Consider the following 17798-nt stretch of genomic DNA (forward strand, 5'->3'; position numbering starts at 1 on the left):
TAATTTAACCTAAAAATTTTCGAAACTTAAAGGTATGAAAAATTTAATTTATTGATTTTTCTGATAAAGTTTGACCGTTTAAAATCATTCATATATCATTCCGAATTCATCAATTTTTTTCAGAATGACATTGCTCCAGTCTCCTTCATCCGGTGAAATGATGATGGTTTTAAATCCGAATTTTTTTCCTTCCATTTCAATTCCGGCAGAATCATCAATATGAATATCAATGCCAAATTCCGGAGGAAATTTAGAGACATTTTTGCCTTTTCTTATCACTCTTCTGTCATGCAATTGCTGATTGATGATAAAATCAATCGGAATACTGTAAGATAGAAACATCAGCTTAATTTTTAAGGTACTCCTGTAAGAATTCGTATAAATATAAATTGCATGTTTTCTGTTTCTTAATGCTTTAAACAATGCAACTGTTCCGGATCGAATCCTTTCGCATCCGATAATTTTAGCCCAAAAAGTCTCTTTTTCTAAAGGAAATCTATTGTTTGAAATAATGGTATCATCTAAATCAAAAGATATTTTCATAGATTGAAAACTGCGGAAATTCTGAGGCTATCCTCTCGCTCTTTCAAGCAGCGTCATCATAAGCAATGAAAGAATGACCAGGCTTTCTTCTTCGTCATCTATATCAACCAGTCTGTCCAATTGAAATCTTCTTCCGAAGAAAGACGGCATTTTTTTCAGTTTAAAATAAGCTTTTCCATCTATTCCGGCTACGGTGTAGGAAGGATTTAAGAAATATCCGGTAAACATTCCGATCACAGGGATTTCGCTCACCATTCCGTCCAGAAACTTTGTCCATGCGTTGTCTTCTGTGATGGTAAATCTCTCTTTATCGTTACTGTCCAGAACGTTGTAAGTCGATTTCCAGAAAGAACGCATCCCTTTTCTCGCAAGTCTTCCAAAGCTTCTTCCTGTCGCTATTTCAGTTAAAGAATAAGAGGCATTAAAATCAAGCCATCGATCGGCTTTGATTCTGAAAAGTTCTTTAGACTTGCTTTCATCATTAAAAATGATAACGTCTTCTTTCAGTTTGAACATTTTCTGACGCACATAAGCGACGTAATTTCCGTTTTTGTCTGTAATATTGAAATCACTTGCCAGTGTTGAAATTTTAAATTTAAAATCCAGTGGATAGTTTAAATTGTTAAGAACCATTGAGTTTTATTTTTTTAAGTTAATATTTGGATGATCAAATATAAGGTTTTTAATCTGAGCTTAGAAAACGAAACTGTGGAAAAGGATGATTATTAAAAAGATTTAAAATTTATTTTTAGACTCTTAACATAAAAACAACAGGTAGTAAACTGTCAACAATTATCATTATTTTTGTTCTATGGATTACCCGAGTAAAGTTTTAGCGAAAGCAGTGGATGAAATTGCCGGATTACCCGGTATCGGAAGAAAAACGGCTTTGCGTTTGGCATTACATTTATTGAAACAGCCCAATTCCAGAGCAACAAGTCTTGGAAATTCCCTCATTAATCTCGTGAACGAAATAAAATACTGCAAAGAATGTCACAATTTTTCAGATTTTGAGATTTGTGAGATTTGCAGCAACGAGAAGCGAAATGATGAGGTGATCTGTATTGTGGAAGATGTACGCGATGTAATTGCTATTGAGAATACGGGAAAATACACAGGGAAATATTTAATTCTGGGGGGTAAAATCTCGCCGATGGAAGGAGTAGGACCCAATCAGCTGAACATTCCGAGCATCGAAAAAAAGCTTAATGACGGAAAGGTGAAGGAGTTTATTTTTGCTTTAAGCGCAACGATGGAAGGTGACACCACGGCATATTACATTTACAAAAAGTTTAAAAATTTTGAGGTAAACTTTTCCAGCATAGCAAGAGGAATTTCTGTAGGAGATGAGCTGGAATACGCAGATGAAATTTCTCTGGGAAGATCGATTATGAACAGATTGCCTTATAACGAAGGAAATTCTTAAAAATTAAAAGAAAAATACTTCATGGAAGCTGCATTTTCAAATATCCCAATATCAGAAAAACTGAAAACCTACAGTTTGGTCTGTATTTATCTTGCTGTAAATTCTCTTTTTATCATTAAATACGGAGAACAGTATAACATCCCGCTTTTGGCAGGATATTTTGTGGTATTTTTCGGGCTGACTTTCTTTTATCTGAAAATTCATTTCAAAGAATTTTTTTATAAAACGGCTTTTTTCTTGGGAATATTTTTCTTCTTCCTGTTTAGCATTTACCTGAATTACAAAGTAGATGGAAATACGCTGAATGTTGATCGCTGGTCGGCAATGGAAGTCGGGATAAAGGCTGTTTTCAATGGGCAGTATCCTTACCATATTCCGGATCATATGGGAAGAGAATCTTCCAATCTGCCGGTTCTTATTGTTTTTGGGATGCCTTTTTACCTGCTTTTCGGAGGTGTAGGCTATCTGCAGTCTTTTTCTTTCCTGCTTTTTGCTTATTTAATTTTTAAAATTTTTTCGGATTACAGACAGAGACTTGCGGTTTTGGTATTGCTTTTCCTTTCGCCCAGTTATTTGTGGGAAATATATGTTAAAAGTGATTTGTTTTCCAATTTTATTATCATTGTAGGATCGGTTTATTTAATTTGGGAAAAATTCATCAAAGAGAAAAAGATAAATTCTGCGGTTGTATCGTTTTTATCCGCTTTAATTTTACTCACGAGACTTTCAGCAGTTATTCCGCTGACGGTTTTATTGTTTAAAAAGTTTGTTGAATTTTCAATAAAAGAAAAACTGCGCTTTACGGCTGTTTTTTTAGTTACAGTGATTGCGGTCTGTTATATTTTCTTTCAAAACGCACCCAATTTTGATGTTTTTTTGAAGCATAATCCTTTTGCTATTCAGGGAGCAAAACAACCTTTGATATTAAGTATTTCTTACATTGTTGCAGGCTGTATACTTTCATTTAAAGTAAAATCTTTTTATGAAACTCTGCTTTGGTCAGGAGTTTTACTGTTTATCTGTGTTTTTGTCCCGTTTGCGATGTTTTTCGCAGAATATGGCTATGAAAATATGATTGTTAATTCATATTTTGATATCAGTTTTTTCAATATGTCAATGCCGTTTGTAATGACCGCTTTAATTTTGAGCATTTTTAAAAATAATATAAAAGTATAGATGGTTTCCGTAATTATTCCCATGTATAATGCTGCACAATCCATTGTTTCTGCTTTGGATTCTGTGAAAAATCAGACTTTTCCACTGGAGAAATTTGAAATTATCATTGTGAATGACGGTTCCACAGACGAGAGTGCTTCTAAGGTTACGGCTTACATTAAAGATCATTCTCAGCTTAATATAACTTTATTACATCAAAAAAACGGTGGGGTTTCGAGTGCAAGAAATACAGGTTTAAGAATCGCAAAAGGAGATTATATTGCTTTGCTGGATGCCGATGACGAGTGGGATTCCGCGAAAACGGAAAAACAGATACAGTATTTTGAAAATAGTAATCTGAAAATAGATTTTCTTGCCACGGCGAGAAATAACAATAAAATTCTTTTTCCGTACCGTATAAAAAATGGTCTTGCAGAAATTACCTTTAAAAAGCTTTTGATAAGAAATGAAGCACAGCCTTCAACGGTAATGTTCCGAAGAAAAGTTCTGGAAAATACAGGCTATTTTGATGCCGAACAGCGGTATGCGGAAGATGTAAACTACTGGATGAAGGTTTCCCTGAAAAATAAAATGTACATTCTGAATGAAAGTCTGGTTCTTGTAGGCAAAGGAAAAAGAAGTTTCGGGGTTTCGGGTTTGTCTGCAAATCTTCCCGAAATGGCAAAAGGTTTTAAAAAGAATCTGAAGGAAATGTATGATTTAAAAGAAATAAACTTTATTCAATATACCACATTTAAGCTTTTTTATAAAGCAAAATATTTACTTTTGCTCCTTCGGACTTTTTATTATAATTTAAACAGAACAAAATAAACATTTCACAAGTATCAAATGAAAATACTCATCACAGGAGGAGCCGGATTTATTGGAAGTAAGTTGTCTTTAGAACTTAAGAAGAAGGGGTATGAAGTTACGGTTCTGGATAATCTTTCTTCTCAGATTCACGGAGAAAATCCTGATGAGGATTCGCCTTTGTACAGAAATATTTTAGGGAATGTAAATTTCATTAAAGGAGATGTTGCTCATTTTGAAGACTGGGAAAAGGCGATCGAAGGGCAGGATGTTATCGTTCACTTTGCGGCAGAAACCGGTACCGGACAATCCATGTACCAGATCGAGAAATATACGGATGTGAATGTTTCCGGAACGGCAAAAATGCTGGATATTCTCGTAAATAAACCCCATCAGGTAAAAAAAGTGATTATTGCTTCTTCCAGAGCGGTTTATGGAGAAGGAAAATATCTTCATCCCGAATTGGGACTGATTTATCCAAGACCCAGAAATGTGGAAGAGATGCGAAAAGGAAATTTCGAAATTATTTATCCCGACGGGCAGATTCTTCGCGCTTTGCCAACGGATGAAGAATCTAAAATACATCCGACTTCTATCTACGGAATTACAAAATATACACAGGAACAGATGGTAATGACTGCCTGTTCTTCCATGGGAGTTGCTCCGGTTGCGCTGAGGTTTCAGAATGTTTACGGAGAAGGACAGTCGCTTTTAAATCCTTACACGGGAATTTTATCTATTTTTTCGTCCCAGATTCTTAACGGAAATGATATTAATGTTTTTGAAGACGGAAACGAATCCAGAGATTTCATTCATGTGGATGATGCGGTGGAAGCAACAATTCGTTGTATTGAAAATGATGCAGCGAACGGCGAAGTTTTCAACGTGGGAACTGGGGTTTCTACCGCAGTAACTACGGTAGCGGAAAATTTCAGAAAATTCTACAATGTCGATTTTGAAATTAATGTTTCCGGGCAGTTTCGTCTGGGAGACATCAGACATAATTTTGCAGACATCAGCAAGATTAAATCAAAATTAAATTTTCAGCCGAAAATATCTTTTGAGGAAGGGATGTCTAAATTTACCCATTGGGTTCTGCAACAGAATATTCAGGATGTAAAGTTCAAAGAATCTCTGGAAGAAATGAAAGTAAAAGGACTTCTGAAATGATCAGTTTAAAAGACAAAAAAATACTTTTTCTGTCGGTTAGTTTTTTTAAATATGAAAGAGCCATAGCAAAAAGACTTTCTGAACTGGGCGCTGAAGTGGATTTTTATGATGAAAGACCTTCCAATTCCAATTTTTCAAAAGGAATTATCCGTCTTAATAAAAGATTCTACCATCTTAAAATAAACAATTATTATAACCGGATTCTTGATGAAATTAAAGACAAAAAATACGATTATTTTTTCCTGATAAAAGGAGAAGCCATTCCTGTTTTTTTTCTTGAAAAAATAAAGAATGATAATCCCGGAATGGAAATGATTTACTACAATTTTGATCCATTGACGGAATATCCCAATCTGATTGAAAATCTTAAATATTTCGACAAAAAGTTTACGTTTGAATACAATGATTCGGTAAAATATAACATAAGCTTCAGACCTTTGTTTTATGTTGATGAATATAAAAGTTTACAACAGTATTCTCAGAAACCGGAATATGACATTGTTTTTATCGGAAGCGCTCATACGGATCGTTATATTGTAGGAGAAAAGATCAGAGTAATGGCAGATCGGCTGAATCTGAAATCTTACTTTTATTACTATGCAATGGGAAGAATCGCATTCCGACTGAAAAAGATGATTGATAAAAACCTGAAGCAGTTTGACATTACAAAAGTAAGTTTTGATAAGCTGAATCACCATCAGATCATCGATTTTTACAGAAAGACAAAATCTGTGCTGGATATTAATAAACCTTTCCAGAATGGCTTAACGATAAGAACCTTTGAGGTGTTGGCTTCGGGAAGAAAATTAATTACTACCAATTCGGATATCAAAAATTATCCTTTTTACTGTCCTGAAAATATTCTGGTGATTGATCGGGAAGATATTCAGCTCAATCCTGAATTTTTTGCAACCGATTGTAAAGAAATGAATCAGGAAATTTTATATAAGATGTCTTTGGATTCTTTTATAGACTGCCTTTTTGGGGAAGATCAGAATGATTACTGGAATTCTTTTAGAACTAATTAAACTTAAATCAGTTTATCATAAAAACAAAAAAGCAACTCGACAGAGTTGCTTTTTATATGTAAAAATAAGATTTGCTTACTTCGTTGGTGCAGGAGTCTGAACCGGAGTTGTTGCTGAAGCAGGAGCAGAAGACTGCTTAGCCGGAGCTTCTTTTTTTGCAGGCGTCTGAACCGGAGCTGTTGCTGAAGGTTTACCTGTAATTACAACGCTTAAAAGGATAAGAACAATAATTGTTCCTCCTAAAGTCCATGTTGCTTTTTCCATAAAGTCGTTGGTTCTCTGTACTCCAAACTGAGCAGAAGATGCTCCTCCGAAAGTACTGGAAAGACCTCCTCCTTTAGGATTTTGAGCCATAACGATGATAACCAATAAAATACTGGCGATCATAATAAGAACCATCAATAGTATAAATATAGAATCCATTAATTTGATATCTTTTTGAATGGGCAAATTTAATCTTTTTTTACCGAATGACAAAGAAAGATATTATAAATGTTAACAAAAATAAAAAACGGCAACAACTGTTGCCGTTTTTTCTGTAAAAACAGGATGTTTTATTTAAAATCAGAATCTTTAGCCTGATTCACTTCGTAAGATTTTACGTTCATCGTCATGTCCATTCCCATTTGGCTTACCGTAATGGTGTAAGGCATTTTTACGCCTGCCACATCTTTGTAATCTGAGTATGTTGTAGGAACAGTCATTGTCTGTCCCATTGCTTTTACTGTTTTTGTTTCTCCGGTTTTAAGACCTGTTTTTACGCTGTAATAATAAGTAGCATCTCCATTTTTTACAACATAAGAATCTTCACCGCCGATTTTTTCAATTCCTGCAAGCTTGTAGTCAGCAGATTTTGCAAAACCAAGCTCCGGGAAAAGTTCAGTATTTTTAAGCTTTTCAGCAATTTGCTCAGGCTTCATTTCCACTTTTTGCCCCATTTGCTCAGAGTATCCTGTCTTTCCGTCGAATACCTGTTTCTGAAGAGTCTGTCCCATTCCTGTAACAGTAGTAAGTTCTTTCCCACCTTTTGCTTTCATCATTTTCAGGTCGATATTCTGTCCCTGCATAGACATGGAAGCGTTTACGGTGTAAGAAGAAACTTTATCAATGTTTGCTTTTCCTCCGATTGCGTTGATGTACTTATCTGCAATAGAAGCAACAGTAACTCCGGCATCCACTTTCTGTGTTGTTGGTTTTGCTACAGGATTTGCTTCTTTATCAAAATATTTTACCGGATATCCTAATTTTTCCAGACCTTCAGAAATGTCAGATGCTTTTCCGGCAATGAAAATTCTGCTCTGGTTAGGAAGAATGGTAGATTTTACAGCATTAGAAACATCGGCAGCCGTTACTTTATCAATAGATTTCAGATAATTGGTATAAAAATCATCCGGAAGATTCTGTACTTTCTGGTTTAAAGCAAATCTTGCAATAGTTGCAGGCTGCTCCAGAGACATGATGAAAGAACCTTTCAGTTTTGCTTTTGCATTTGCAAGTTCTTCAGGCTTTACGGTAGAAATCGCGTTAAGTTCATTCATGAATTCCTTTACCGCTTTATCCGTAACTTCATTTCTTACACTTGCACTTGCAGAGAACTGCGGAGAATATTTGCTTGCGCTAAGATTAGAGTAAGCGCCATATGTAAATCCGTTTTTCTCACGAAGGTTCATGAAAAGTCTCGCTTCACCGCCACCTCCAAGAATATAGTTTGCAATGGTTGCAGGGAAGTAGTTCGGATCTTTCATTTTCAGCGTGTTTAGGTTGTTCAAAGAAACCACAGACTGTACTGCAGAAGGAACATCCACTACGTTAATTTCCGTTTGGGCAACGTTAGAAGCAGGTTCTAAAGGAGAAACCGGAGTATTTGCTTTTTTCCATCCGCTGAATGCTTTTTCAACCATTGGTTTTACCTGATCGAATTTAACGTCTCCAACGATTACCAGATAAGCATTGTCCGGAGCGTAATATTTTTTGTACGTATTCTGTACATCTGCCAATTGAATTTTGTTGATTGACTCTACTGTTTCAAATTCTCCTCTCGATGTATTTTTACCATACATTAAAGCGTTAGAAACCTTTGAAGCAATCGAAGACGCATTTTTCTCTTCAGATTTTAATCCTTCAATCGCTCTGTCTTTAGAATTCTGGATCTCTTCAGCAGAAAATTTAGGATTAATGATCGCATCTGCCATTAAGCTCAATACCTGAGGAAAATATTTTGAAAGTGAATTTGCCGCAGCTCCGTTAGAAGAAAAGTTTAAGTTTGCTCCAAGATAATCCACCTTTTTGTTGAATTCATCTTTGCTCATGTTGGTGGTTCCGTTTTCGAACTGTTCCGCCATGATTTCGCTTACACCTGCTACACTTCCTTCATAATAAGGCGCTCTGTCCATACTAAGACTTGCGCTTACTCTCGGAAGTTTATTGTTTTCCACCACCATTACCGTAAGTCCGTTGCTAAGCTGGAAAGTTTTTGGCTTTGCAATGTTAATGGCAGGAGTTGGTCCCGGTTTTGGCATTGCATTAATATCTATCTTTTGTGCTGAAACCATTCCTGCGAAGAAAAATGCTGCAGCTATATATGTTAATTGCTTTTTCATTTGTAAAAATTTAATTTTTAATAATCATTTTAACCTAAATACCGGTAGATTACTTTTTCTCAGGTACGTAATTGATGATTATTCTTTGGTTGGAATTAAGATACTTTTTAGCCGCATTCTGAAGATCCTGTCTTGTAATGCTTCTGTAGATATCAATTTCTTTGTTAATCAGGTTTGTATTGCCCATCAAAACGTGGTTGGTTGCCAGTGAAGCAGCAATCCCCTGAATATTGGAATTAGAATTTACAAACTGGTTTTCAAACTGGTTCTGAAGCTTTTGATAATCTTCCTCAGAAATTAAAGTCGTCTGCAGTTTTTTGATCTCTGCATCGATGTCCGCCTGCAAAGTAGCCTTTGTGGTTTGTCCCATCGGGATCGCAAAGAATGCAAAAATACCGTAGTCTTCAAGACCCTGGTTGAAAGCCTGTACCTGAAGCGCTTTTTTATCCTGATCCACTAATTTTTTGTATAAAACAGAAGATTTACCGCTGCTTAAATAAGAAGAAAGCATATCTAAAATATAAGCATCTTTCTCCTTGTTACCCGGCGTTCTGTAAGCAAATACATAAGCAGGAAGCTGAATATTAGGATCTGTAGCCGTTACTTCTTTTTCCTGAGTAATAGGAGCATCTTTCGGGAAATCTTTCGGGTAAACTGTTCCTTTCGGAATTCCTCCGTAGTATTCCTTAATCCACTTTTTAGTCTGTTCAGGCTTAATGTCTCCCGCTACTACCAAAGTAGCGTTGTTTGGAACATAATACTTTTTATAAAATGCCTGAAACTCTTCTAATTTCGCAGCATTAAGATCCTCCATAGAACCGATTGTAGGCCAGTTGTACGGGTGATTGGTAAATAAATTTTTCTGTACTGTTGTGAAAAGATTTCCGTAAGGCTGGTTATCCATTCTCAATCTTTTTTCTTCTTTTACAACCTCTCTTTGAGTGTCTACACCCACCTGATTAATCACCGCATGACGCATTCTTTCAGCCTCCATCCAAAGTCCCAACTGTTCGTTGTTGGATGGGAAAGTCTCATAGTAATACGTTCTGTCGTTCGTAGTATTGGCGTTGTTTTGTCCCCCGTTTGAAGAAACGATCTTAAACCAGTCACCTCTCTTAATGTTAGGTGTTCCTTCAAATAAAAGATGCTCGAAGAAGTGAGCAAAACCTGTTCTTCCTTTTACCTCGTCTTTTGCACCTACATGGTACATTACCCCCGTTGTTACAACCGGAGCCGAGTTATCCTGATGAAGAATTACATGAAGACCATTTGGTAAGTCATACTCTTCGAATTTAATTTGTTGTGCATTAAGAGCCATTCCGAAGAAAGCCGCTGCAGCAACAGAAAGAAGTCGCTTTTTCATAAAGTAGAAATTGTTTTGTCAATTAGTTCCAAAAATACATTATTTGTTACATTATTATCAAAATAAAATTAGCCTTAAAAGTATTTCTCTGGAATAAAATTATATTATGTTAAAAAGTGGTATCATATTTTCAGTGAAAGTCTAGAATAACAATTACTTTTGTAAACAAGAAATCATTGTCGTGATGAAAAACTTTTTAGACCAGAATATCTCACTAGAATCTTTAGTTACCTTATTCAGCCAGGCTCCCGTTGCGATGTCTTTGCTGATGGGAGAAAATTTCATAATAAACAATGCCAATCAGCAGATTCTTGATCTTTGGGGGAGAGACGCTTCGGTAATCGGGATGCCCCTGTTTGAAGCCCTTCCGGAGATAAAATCGCAGGGACTTTTTGAAATTTTAGATAATGTGTACAAAACAGGCGAAATATTCAAAGGAAACAAATGGTCTGTTTTTCTGGAAAAATTTGGCAACTACGAAGAACATTTTTTCAACTTTATCTATGCACCCGTTTACAGTGATGAACATAAAGTTATCGGGGTAAGTGTTGTAGCCACAGAAGTTACAGAACACGTTATTTCCGAGAAAAAACTTTTAGAAAGTGAGTACCGTTTTGAAGACCTCATCAGACAATCAGATTATTCTACAGCCATTTATCGCTCAGAAGATTTATACATAGAACTTGCCAACGACAAAATGCTGAGAACGTGGGGGAAAGATGCTTCCGTGATAGGCAGGAAGCTTGAAGATGCACTTCCCGAACTCGAAGGACAGCCATTTATAGGCTTATTAAAAGACATCTTTAAAACAGGAAAAACCTACTCCGCGACAGAAGACCGTGCAGATCTTGTAGTAGATGGTAAACTTCAGACTTTCTACTATAACTTTTCTTATAAGCCGCTTAAAAATTCCAACGGGGAAGTGTATGCGATTCTTAATATGGCAGTGAATGTTACAGATCTTGTAAAAGCCAGAAAAGAAATACAGGAAAGTGAAAGAAAATACCGCGATCTGGCAGATTCTATGCCTCAGTTTGTCTGGACTTGCGACAGACATGGCAAAATAACCTATATGAATGATAATTGGTACAAATACATGAAGTTCAGCAAAGAAGAAGATGCCAATGAAGCCATTAAAAAAGTCATAAGACCCGAAGTTTATCCGAATATTATAAAAATATGGGAAGAAAGTGTAAACACAGGAAAACCATTTGAAGTGGAATACGAATTTTCAGATCCTCAGAATCCGGATGTTTACAGATGGTTTTTGGGAAGGGCAGTAGCCAGTTTTGATCCGGACGGAGAAATAAACCAATGGATCGGAACCTTCACCGATATAGATGATTTCAAGCAATTGCAGACCCAGAAAGATAATTTCTTGGGCATCGCAAGTCACGAGCTTAAAACACCGCTTACCAGTTTAAAGCTCTACACCCAGTTTATTGAAATGAATCTTAACAAACAGGGCGATTATAAAAATGCAGAGGTGGCAAAGAGAATGAACGATCAGATTGATAAACTGACGGAGCTTGTGAATGATCTTCTGGATGTTACCAAAATTCAGAAAGGACAGATCCAGCTCAATGAGTCTGAGTTTGATTTTGATCAGCTTGTAGAAGACGTTATTGTGGAACAGCAGATGACGGCGAGACACAAAATTATATTCAATAAAAGCGAGATTGGAAAAGTAACCGCAGACAGACACCGTATTTCTCAGGTAATGAGCAACCTCATCAGTAATGCCATTAAATATTCTCCTGATGCAGATGAAATTGTGGTTTCTACCCAGATAAAAGACGACATGATCAATTTCAGTGTCAAAGATTTCGGGATCGGAATTCCGGAAGACAAACAGCATAAAGTTTTTGAGCAATATTACCGGGTAAGCGGAACAAAAGAACATACCTTTCCGGGTTTAGGATTAGGACTTTACATCTCCTCGGAAATCATCAAAAGGACAGGCGGAAAAATTTATGTTCACTCCGTAGAAGGAAAGGGGTCTGATTTTTGCTTCGAAATACCTAAAATTAAAATATAAAACATGTCTACACAAATTTTAGTCTTGGATGATAGTCCTGCAATTGTTGATTCTATTGAAATGATGATGGAGCTTGAAGGACTTACTGTTGCCAAGTTCTATAAAGGATAGGATATGCTCGATGCACTGAATACACAGCCAAAACCGGATGTTATCCTCATGGATATGTGGCTTTCCGGAGAAGATGGAAGAGATATATGCAGAACCATAAGAGCCGATGAAAATTTAAAAGATATTCCGGTGCTTATTATGTCCGCAAGCCGAGGACTGGAGCAGTCTGCGCTCGATGCGGGAGCCAATGATTTTATCGCAAAACCTTTCGACATGGGAGATATGATTTCCCGTGTGAGAACGTATATCAAATAAAAACAGATTTTCTTGAAACATCAAAATCCAAAATTTGAATTCTCCATATAATACACTAATTTTGTGTTCCCAAAAATTTTTTGCAGCATGGAGGATTATCTGAAAGGACTGAATGAATCACAATACGAAGCCGTTACCACATTACAGGGACCATTAATGGTTCTTGCAGGAGCGGGTTCCGGAAAAACGCGTGTACTTACCATGCGTATTGCCCATCTCATTACCAACGGAATAGATCCTTTTAATATTTTGGCGCTTACCTTTACCAATAAGGCAGCAAAAGAAATGAAAGAACGTATTGCAAAAGTAGTGGGACAGAGCAATGCAAGAAGTCTCTGGATGGGAACTTTCCACTCTGTTTTTGCAAGAATTCTGAGAAATGAGGCACATTATCTCGGCTATCCTTCCAATTTTACCATTTACGATCAGCAGGATGCATTAAATGTCATCAAAAAAGTGTTGAAAGACATGAATATTGATGCCGATCTGTATAAACCCAAAAAAGTTCAGGCAAGAATTTCGACATATAAAAACAACCTCATCACCGTAAAAGCTTATTTCAACAATCCTGAATTGATGGAAGCCGATGAAAAAGCCAATATGAAATTTATCGGGCAGATTTACCAGCGGTATGTAGAGCAGTGCTTCAAAAACGGATCGATGGATTTTGACGATTTGCTGTTAAAAACCAACGAATTGTTAACCCGTTTCCCTGAAGTGTTAGCAAAATATCAGGACAGATTCAGATACATTCTTGTGGATGAGTATCAGGATACCAACCATTCTCAGTATTTAATCGTAAAAGCTTTAGCCTCAAAATTTGAAAATATTTGTGTCGTAGGAGATGATGCACAGTCCATTTATTCCTTCCGTGGTGCGAATATCTATAATATTTTGAACTTTAAAAAAGACTATCCGGATGCAATGACGGTAGCTTTGGAGCAGAATTACCGTTCTACCCAGAATATTGTGAACGCAGCAAATGCAGTGATTGCGAAAAACCTTCAGCAGTTCAAGAAAAATGTTTTCAGCGAAAATGAAGAAGGAGAGAAAATCAAAGTATACCGCTCCCTTTCCGATGCCGATGAAGCGAATTTCGTAGCCGGAAACATCTGGGAAACCAGAAACCGTGAGCAGAGAAAATACAGCGATTTTGCCATTTTATACAGAACCAACTCTCAGACGCGTGCTTTTGAAGATGCGCTGAGAAGAAAAAATATTCCTTACAAAGTCTACGGAGGACTCTCTTTCTACCAGAGAAAAGAAGTAAAAGATCTCATCGCTTATCTGAGGCTTTTAGTCAATGAAAACGATTCTGAAGCGTTGATGAGAATCATTAATTATCCGGCAAGAGGAATTGGAGAAACCACCCAGAATAAATTGGTTGTTTTTGCAGATGCACAGAATGTTGCCGTTTCAAAAGTTTTGGATAATTTACCGATGTATGCGCCGCATTTAGGCTTAAACAACGGGGTTTTAAATAAACTGAACGACTTCTGGTCGATGATCAAAGCATTTCAGGTACTGCTGAAAACGGAAACTGCGTACAGCGTTGCGATGGAAGTGGCGAAACGAAGCGGACTGATTAAATTTTTAAAAGACGATCAGACTCCCGAAGGAATTTCCCGTGTAGAAAACGTTCAGGAATTAATGAACTCGATGCAGGGATTCATTGAAGAGCAGATGCAGCTGGAAGACGGAGATCCGAGCTTACCGAATTTCCTTGAAAACATTGCCCTTTCTGCCGATACGCAGGATAAAAACAATGAAGAGGATATGGTATCGTTAATGACGATCCACCTTTCAAAAGGTCTTGAATTTCCTGTTGTACATTTGGTGGGGCTTGAAGAAAACCTTTTCCCGAGCTTTATGAGTTCTTCCACAAGAGAAGATCTGGAAGAAGAAAGACGTCTCTTCTATGTTGCTTTAACGAGAGCCGAAAAGCAGGTGTTTTTCTCTTATGCCGTTTCACGTTTCCAGTGGGGGAAAATTACCGATGCGGAACCTTCAAGATTTTTAAGTGAAATAGATGAAGAATATATCGAATTTGTAAATCCTGCAATTGAAAAACGTTTTATCAACAATTCCGGCATCAAATCCAATATTTTTGATGAACATCCTTCCGAAATGAGAAGTTTCAAAAAAGTGGAAAAGAAAACCATCGAAAGAAGCGACAGCTCAAAACCGATTGCAGAGCCCCGCAAACTGAAACCTGTAAGTACGGCAAAAATCATCAATCCGAGCGGAGCTTCTTCTCAGGATATTGAAGTCGGCGATAAAGTAAGACACGACCGTTTCGGAATCGGAGAAGTAACTTTCCTCGACGGAACTGATCCTCAGAATATCAAAGCCAAAGTAGTCTTTCAGCATGAAGGCGAGAAAAATCTTATCCTGAAATACGCGAAACTAACAAAGATTTAAAAATTCATTTCAATTTAAAAAAATAGAAGATGATAATATTCATTTTCTATATTCTTTTAGTCTATTAATTTTGTAGACTAATAAATATAATTTACATTTGCACTTTTAAAACATGAATTTAAAGTGAGGAATGTATGAAGAATAAAAAAACTATTTTTTCGGCATCGGTATTATTTTTCCTGGGAACATTTGCGTACGCACAGGAAAAAGATACAGTAAAAACAAACAACTTAGAGGAAGTTGTTATTTTAGGATCAAGAGGCGGAGCAAGGTCTAAAGTAGACAGCCCGGTTCCGGTGGACGTTTTCAATATCAAAGAATCTTCGGTTATTTTACCGCAAACAAACGTCGCACAAATCCTTAATTTTATTGCACCGTCATTTACATCAACCATACAAACGAATGCAGACGGAACCGATCATTTGGATCCTGCACAGCTCAGAGGGTTGGGGCCCGATCAGGTTTTGGTTCTTGTGAATGGAAAAAGAAGACACACTTCGGCGTTAGTCAATGTAAACGGATCTCCCGGAAGAGGAACAGTAGGAACCGATCTTAATGCCATTCCGTCTTTTGCCATTAATAAGATTGAAGTTTTAAGAGACGGTGCTTCTGCGCAGTACGGTTCGGACGCTATTGCAGGAGTGATCAATTTAGGACTGAAAAGAGATACCGGAAAACTGACGGGACAACTAAGCTACGGAGGAAATCTTACCCCTACAGCCAACGATCATACAGGAGATTTTGACGGACAGAATATTCAGGTAGACCTTAACTACGGAAATAAAATCGGGAAGAAAGGCGGATTTTACAACATTACGTGGACATCCCAGTTCAGAAATCCTACCTACAGAGCGGGAACAGAAAGCGGAAACATTTTCAATGCTTACAACGCGATTGAACAGCGTGCTTTAAATAACGGCGTGAATCTTTCATCCCTTTTCACGAATATTAACAATACTCCGAATTCCCAACAGATCATCAATTATATTCATCAGTATGCGCAGGAAGTCAATTATTTTTCTCCGACGTTACAGAACCAGATTCAGTCGGCGAATACAATTTCCGCATTACAGGGAATTTTAAATACGAATGTGACGGATCAGGAGCTGGCTTACAGAGGTTTGTCAAGAAAAGATTTCAATATGCAGGTGGGACAGTCTAAACTGAATAACCATCAGCTTTTTGCTAATGTAGAAGTTCCGCTGAACGACAACTGGAAAGTTTATACTTTTGGCGGATACAGCTTCAGACACGGAACTTCGGGAGGATTTTTCAGAAGACCTAACCAAAGCAGAACATTTACAGGATTGTATCCCAACGGTTATCTGCCGCAGATCGGAACAGACATTCAGGATCTTTCGCTTTCCGCAGGAATTAAAGGAGACTGGAAAGGCTGGAATATCGATTTCAGCAATACTTTCGGGCAGAATTCTTTCAGTTATGATATTAAAAATACCGGAAATACCTCTTTAAGATTCAATTCTCCGAATGAATTTGATGCAGGAGGTTTAAGATTTTCCCAAAATACAATCAATTTAGATTTTTCAAAGAAATATGATGTCTGGAGCGGAATCAACGTTGCCTTTGGAGCAGAACACCGTTACGAAAATTTTAAAATAACAGCAGGAGAAGAAGCATCTTACGCTACGTATGATGTTTCCGGAAATCTCTGGACCGGAAATACAGTTCGTCCCACCGACTTTTTCGGCGCTTCGCTTCCGGGAGGTTCTCAGGTTTTTAGTGGATTTAAACCAGAAAACGCAGTAAATAAAAACCGACAGGCAATTGCGGGATATGCAGATGTTGAATTCAATTTTACCAACTGGTTATTGGCAGATGCAGCCGTGAGATATGAAAATTATTCAGATTTCGGTTCTACATTCAATTATAAACTGGCTTCAAGAATCAAAGTAAATAAAGACCTTAATTTCAGATTTGCGGGTTCTACAGGATTCAGAGCGCCTTCCATTCATCAGATTTATTATAATGTAACATCAACTTTGTTTACGAACGGACAGCTTCTGGAAGTGGGAACATTCAGCAACGATTCCGAAATCGCCAATTTGTTGGGAATTCCAAGTCTGAAACAGGAAACTTCAAAATCTGCAAGTGTAGGATTTACCTATAAAATTCCTTCAGCAAAACTTACGCTTACTGCAGACGGATATTTCATCAGAATTGATAACAGGATTCTGCTTACCGGTCAGTTCGCAAGATCTGCCGTTTCTCCGGCAGCGCAGCTGATCTACGATGCCGCAAGAGTAAATGCCGTACAGCTTTTTACCAACGCCATAGATACGGAAACCAGAGGATTGGATATTGTTCTTACACATAATGTAAAATTTTCAAACATCAAACTGGATAATAATTTTGCGATCAATCTTAACCGGACCAGAAAAGTCGGAGCCATCCATTCATCCGGATTATTACAGTCTTCAAATCTGGAAAATGTTTATTTTTCCGAAGCATCGAGAGTGTATCTGGAAGAAGCGGTTCCCAGAGTAAAAGCCAGCTTATCCAATCAGATTACTTGGGGAGATGCTATTTTCTATCTTAGAAATACCTACTTCGGAAAGGTAACGAGCGCCGATATTATCGATGCAAACGGAGACGGTGTCATTTCTCCGAACGAACATCAGGAAATTACAGATAAAATCATTACCGATGTTTCTCTGGCTTATCAGTTTACCAAAAATATAGGACTTACCGTTGGTGTCAATAACCTATTTGATATTTACCCAACGAAAAACCTTCCTGCTTCTTCCAATAACGATCAGTTTATTTATTCAAGATCAACTTCACAGTTTGGGCAGAACGGAAGATTTGTATTCTCAAGACTTAACTTTAATTTTTAAGTAATTTTTTTAATTCTCAATCT

At 37.1% G+C, this 17798-nt stretch carries 14 protein-coding genes; 9 read left to right on the forward strand and 5 right to left on the reverse strand.

What is annotated here, in order from left to right:
• Positions 1-84: 84 nt before the first annotated feature.
• Positions 85-543 (reverse strand): HAD family hydrolase, encoded by a 459-nt coding sequence (locus BW951_RS19175; protein ID WP_076395737.1) that lies wholly within the window; start codon positions 541-543, stop codon positions 85-87.
• A gap of 27 nt (positions 544-570) precedes the next feature.
• The gene (locus tag BW951_RS19180) at positions 571-1176 is read right to left on the reverse strand and encodes an LURP-one-related family protein (protein ID WP_076395739.1); all 606 of its coding nucleotides are present in this window, start codon (positions 1174-1176) and stop codon (positions 571-573) included.
• A 178-nt stretch (positions 1177-1354) separates the two neighbouring features.
• Between BW951_RS19180 and recR the strand changes: the two genes are divergently transcribed.
• Genes recR through BW951_RS19205 form a run of 5 tightly spaced genes read left to right on the forward strand, consistent with a single transcriptional unit; the run spans position 1355 to position 6132 of the window.
• Positions 1355-1969, forward strand: a complete 615-nt coding sequence (gene recR / locus BW951_RS19185; RefSeq protein ID WP_076395741.1) for a recombination mediator RecR — start codon at positions 1355-1357, stop codon at positions 1967-1969.
• A gap of 21 nt (positions 1970-1990) precedes the next feature.
• The gene (locus BW951_RS19190; protein WP_076395743.1) at positions 1991-3145 is read left to right on the forward strand and encodes a hypothetical protein; all 1155 of its coding nucleotides are present in this window, start codon (positions 1991-1993) and stop codon (positions 3143-3145) included.
• Positions 3146-3955 carry a glycosyltransferase family 2 protein gene (locus BW951_RS19195; RefSeq protein WP_076395745.1) on the forward strand — a complete coding sequence of 270 codons (810 nt, stop codon included), beginning with the start codon at positions 3146-3148 and terminating at the stop codon, positions 3953-3955.
• An 18-nt stretch (positions 3956-3973) separates the two neighbouring features.
• Entirely contained in the window at positions 3974-5104 is a 1131-nt protein-coding gene (locus BW951_RS19200) for an NAD-dependent epimerase/dehydratase family protein (protein WP_076395747.1), read from the forward strand.
• On the forward strand, positions 5101-6132 hold the full coding sequence (locus BW951_RS19205; RefSeq protein WP_076395829.1) for a WaaS/CpsH family glycosyltransferase: 1032 nt from the start codon (positions 5101-5103) through the stop codon (positions 6130-6132). Before BW951_RS19200 ends, BW951_RS19205 begins: the two co-directional genes overlap by 4 nt.
• 75 nt (positions 6133-6207) lie before the next feature.
• Here BW951_RS19205 and secG read toward each other — a convergent pair whose 3' ends face one another.
• The 3 genes from secG to BW951_RS19220 form a co-directional block, all read right to left on the reverse strand.
• A complete protein-coding gene (secG, locus tag BW951_RS19210; RefSeq protein ID WP_076395831.1) occupies positions 6208-6555 on the reverse strand; it encodes a preprotein translocase subunit SecG in 348 nt (115 codons plus the stop codon).
• Between the two features lie 131 nt (positions 6556-6686).
• A complete protein-coding gene (locus tag BW951_RS19215) occupies positions 6687-8732 on the reverse strand; it encodes a M16 family metallopeptidase (RefSeq protein ID WP_076395749.1) in 2046 nt (681 codons plus the stop codon).
• 49 nt (positions 8733-8781) lie between these two features.
• A complete protein-coding gene (locus tag BW951_RS19220) occupies positions 8782-10095 on the reverse strand; it encodes a M16 family metallopeptidase (RefSeq protein ID WP_076395751.1) in 1314 nt (437 codons plus the stop codon).
• Between the two features lie 184 nt (positions 10096-10279).
• Here BW951_RS19220 and BW951_RS19225 point away from each other — a divergent pair, with 184 nt between their 5' ends.
• The 4 genes from BW951_RS19225 to BW951_RS19240 all read left to right on the forward strand — a co-directional run bounded on the left by BW951_RS19225 (position 10280) and on the right by BW951_RS19240 (position 17775).
• On the forward strand, positions 10280-12133 hold the full coding sequence (locus tag BW951_RS19225) for a PAS domain-containing sensor histidine kinase (protein WP_076395753.1): 1854 nt from the start codon (positions 10280-10282) through the stop codon (positions 12131-12133).
• 114 nt (positions 12134-12247) lie between these two features.
• Positions 12248-12499, forward strand: a complete 252-nt coding sequence (locus BW951_RS19230) for a response regulator (protein WP_084196491.1) — start codon at positions 12248-12250, stop codon at positions 12497-12499.
• Between the two features lie 87 nt (positions 12500-12586).
• Entirely contained in the window at positions 12587-14920 is a 2334-nt protein-coding gene (locus BW951_RS19235; RefSeq protein ID WP_076395755.1) for an ATP-dependent helicase, read from the forward strand.
• Between the two features lie 134 nt (positions 14921-15054).
• Positions 15055-17775 carry a TonB-dependent receptor plug domain-containing protein gene (locus tag BW951_RS19240; protein ID WP_076395757.1) on the forward strand — a complete coding sequence of 907 codons (2721 nt, stop codon included), beginning with the start codon at positions 15055-15057 and terminating at the stop codon, positions 17773-17775.
• Positions 17776-17798 lie beyond the last annotated feature (23 nt).

The sequence above is a fragment of the Chryseobacterium gambrini genome, assembly GCF_900156825.1.
GTDB classification, from domain to species: Bacteria; Bacteroidota; Bacteroidia; order Flavobacteriales; family Weeksellaceae; genus Chryseobacterium; species Chryseobacterium gambrini.

Coding starts and splice junctions, on each gene's coding strand:
- BW951_RS19215 (WP_076395749.1), bottom strand. CDS start 8,732: ATGAAAAAGCAATTAACATATATAGCTGCAGCATTTTTCTTCGCAGGA.
- BW951_RS19205 (WP_076395829.1), top strand. CDS start 5,101: ATGATCAGTTTAAAAGACAAAAAAATACTTTTTCTGTCGGTTAGTTTT.
- BW951_RS19190 (WP_076395743.1), top strand. CDS start 1,991: ATGGAAGCTGCATTTTCAAATATCCCAATATCAGAAAAACTGAAAACC.
- BW951_RS19240 (WP_076395757.1), top strand. CDS start 15,055: ATGAAGAATAAAAAAACTATTTTTTCGGCATCGGTATTATTTTTCCTG.
- BW951_RS19195 (WP_076395745.1), top strand. CDS start 3,146: ATGGTTTCCGTAATTATTCCCATGTATAATGCTGCACAATCCATTGTT.
- recR (WP_076395741.1), top strand. CDS start 1,355: ATGGATTACCCGAGTAAAGTTTTAGCGAAAGCAGTGGATGAAATTGCC.
- BW951_RS19200 (WP_076395747.1), top strand. CDS start 3,974: ATGAAAATACTCATCACAGGAGGAGCCGGATTTATTGGAAGTAAGTTG.
- secG (WP_076395831.1), bottom strand. CDS start 6,555: ATGGATTCTATATTTATACTATTGATGGTTCTTATTATGATCGCCAGT.
- BW951_RS19225 (WP_076395753.1), top strand. CDS start 10,280: ATGAAAAACTTTTTAGACCAGAATATCTCACTAGAATCTTTAGTTACC.
- BW951_RS19235 (WP_076395755.1), top strand. CDS start 12,587: ATGGAGGATTATCTGAAAGGACTGAATGAATCACAATACGAAGCCGTT.
- BW951_RS19180 (WP_076395739.1), bottom strand. CDS start 1,176: ATGGTTCTTAACAATTTAAACTATCCACTGGATTTTAAATTTAAAATT.
- BW951_RS19230 (WP_084196491.1), top strand. CDS start 12,248: ATGCTCGATGCACTGAATACACAGCCAAAACCGGATGTTATCCTCATG.
- BW951_RS19220 (WP_076395751.1), bottom strand. CDS start 10,095: ATGAAAAAGCGACTTCTTTCTGTTGCTGCAGCGGCTTTCTTCGGAATG.
- BW951_RS19175 (WP_076395737.1), bottom strand. CDS start 543: ATGAAAATATCTTTTGATTTAGATGATACCATTATTTCAAACAATAGA.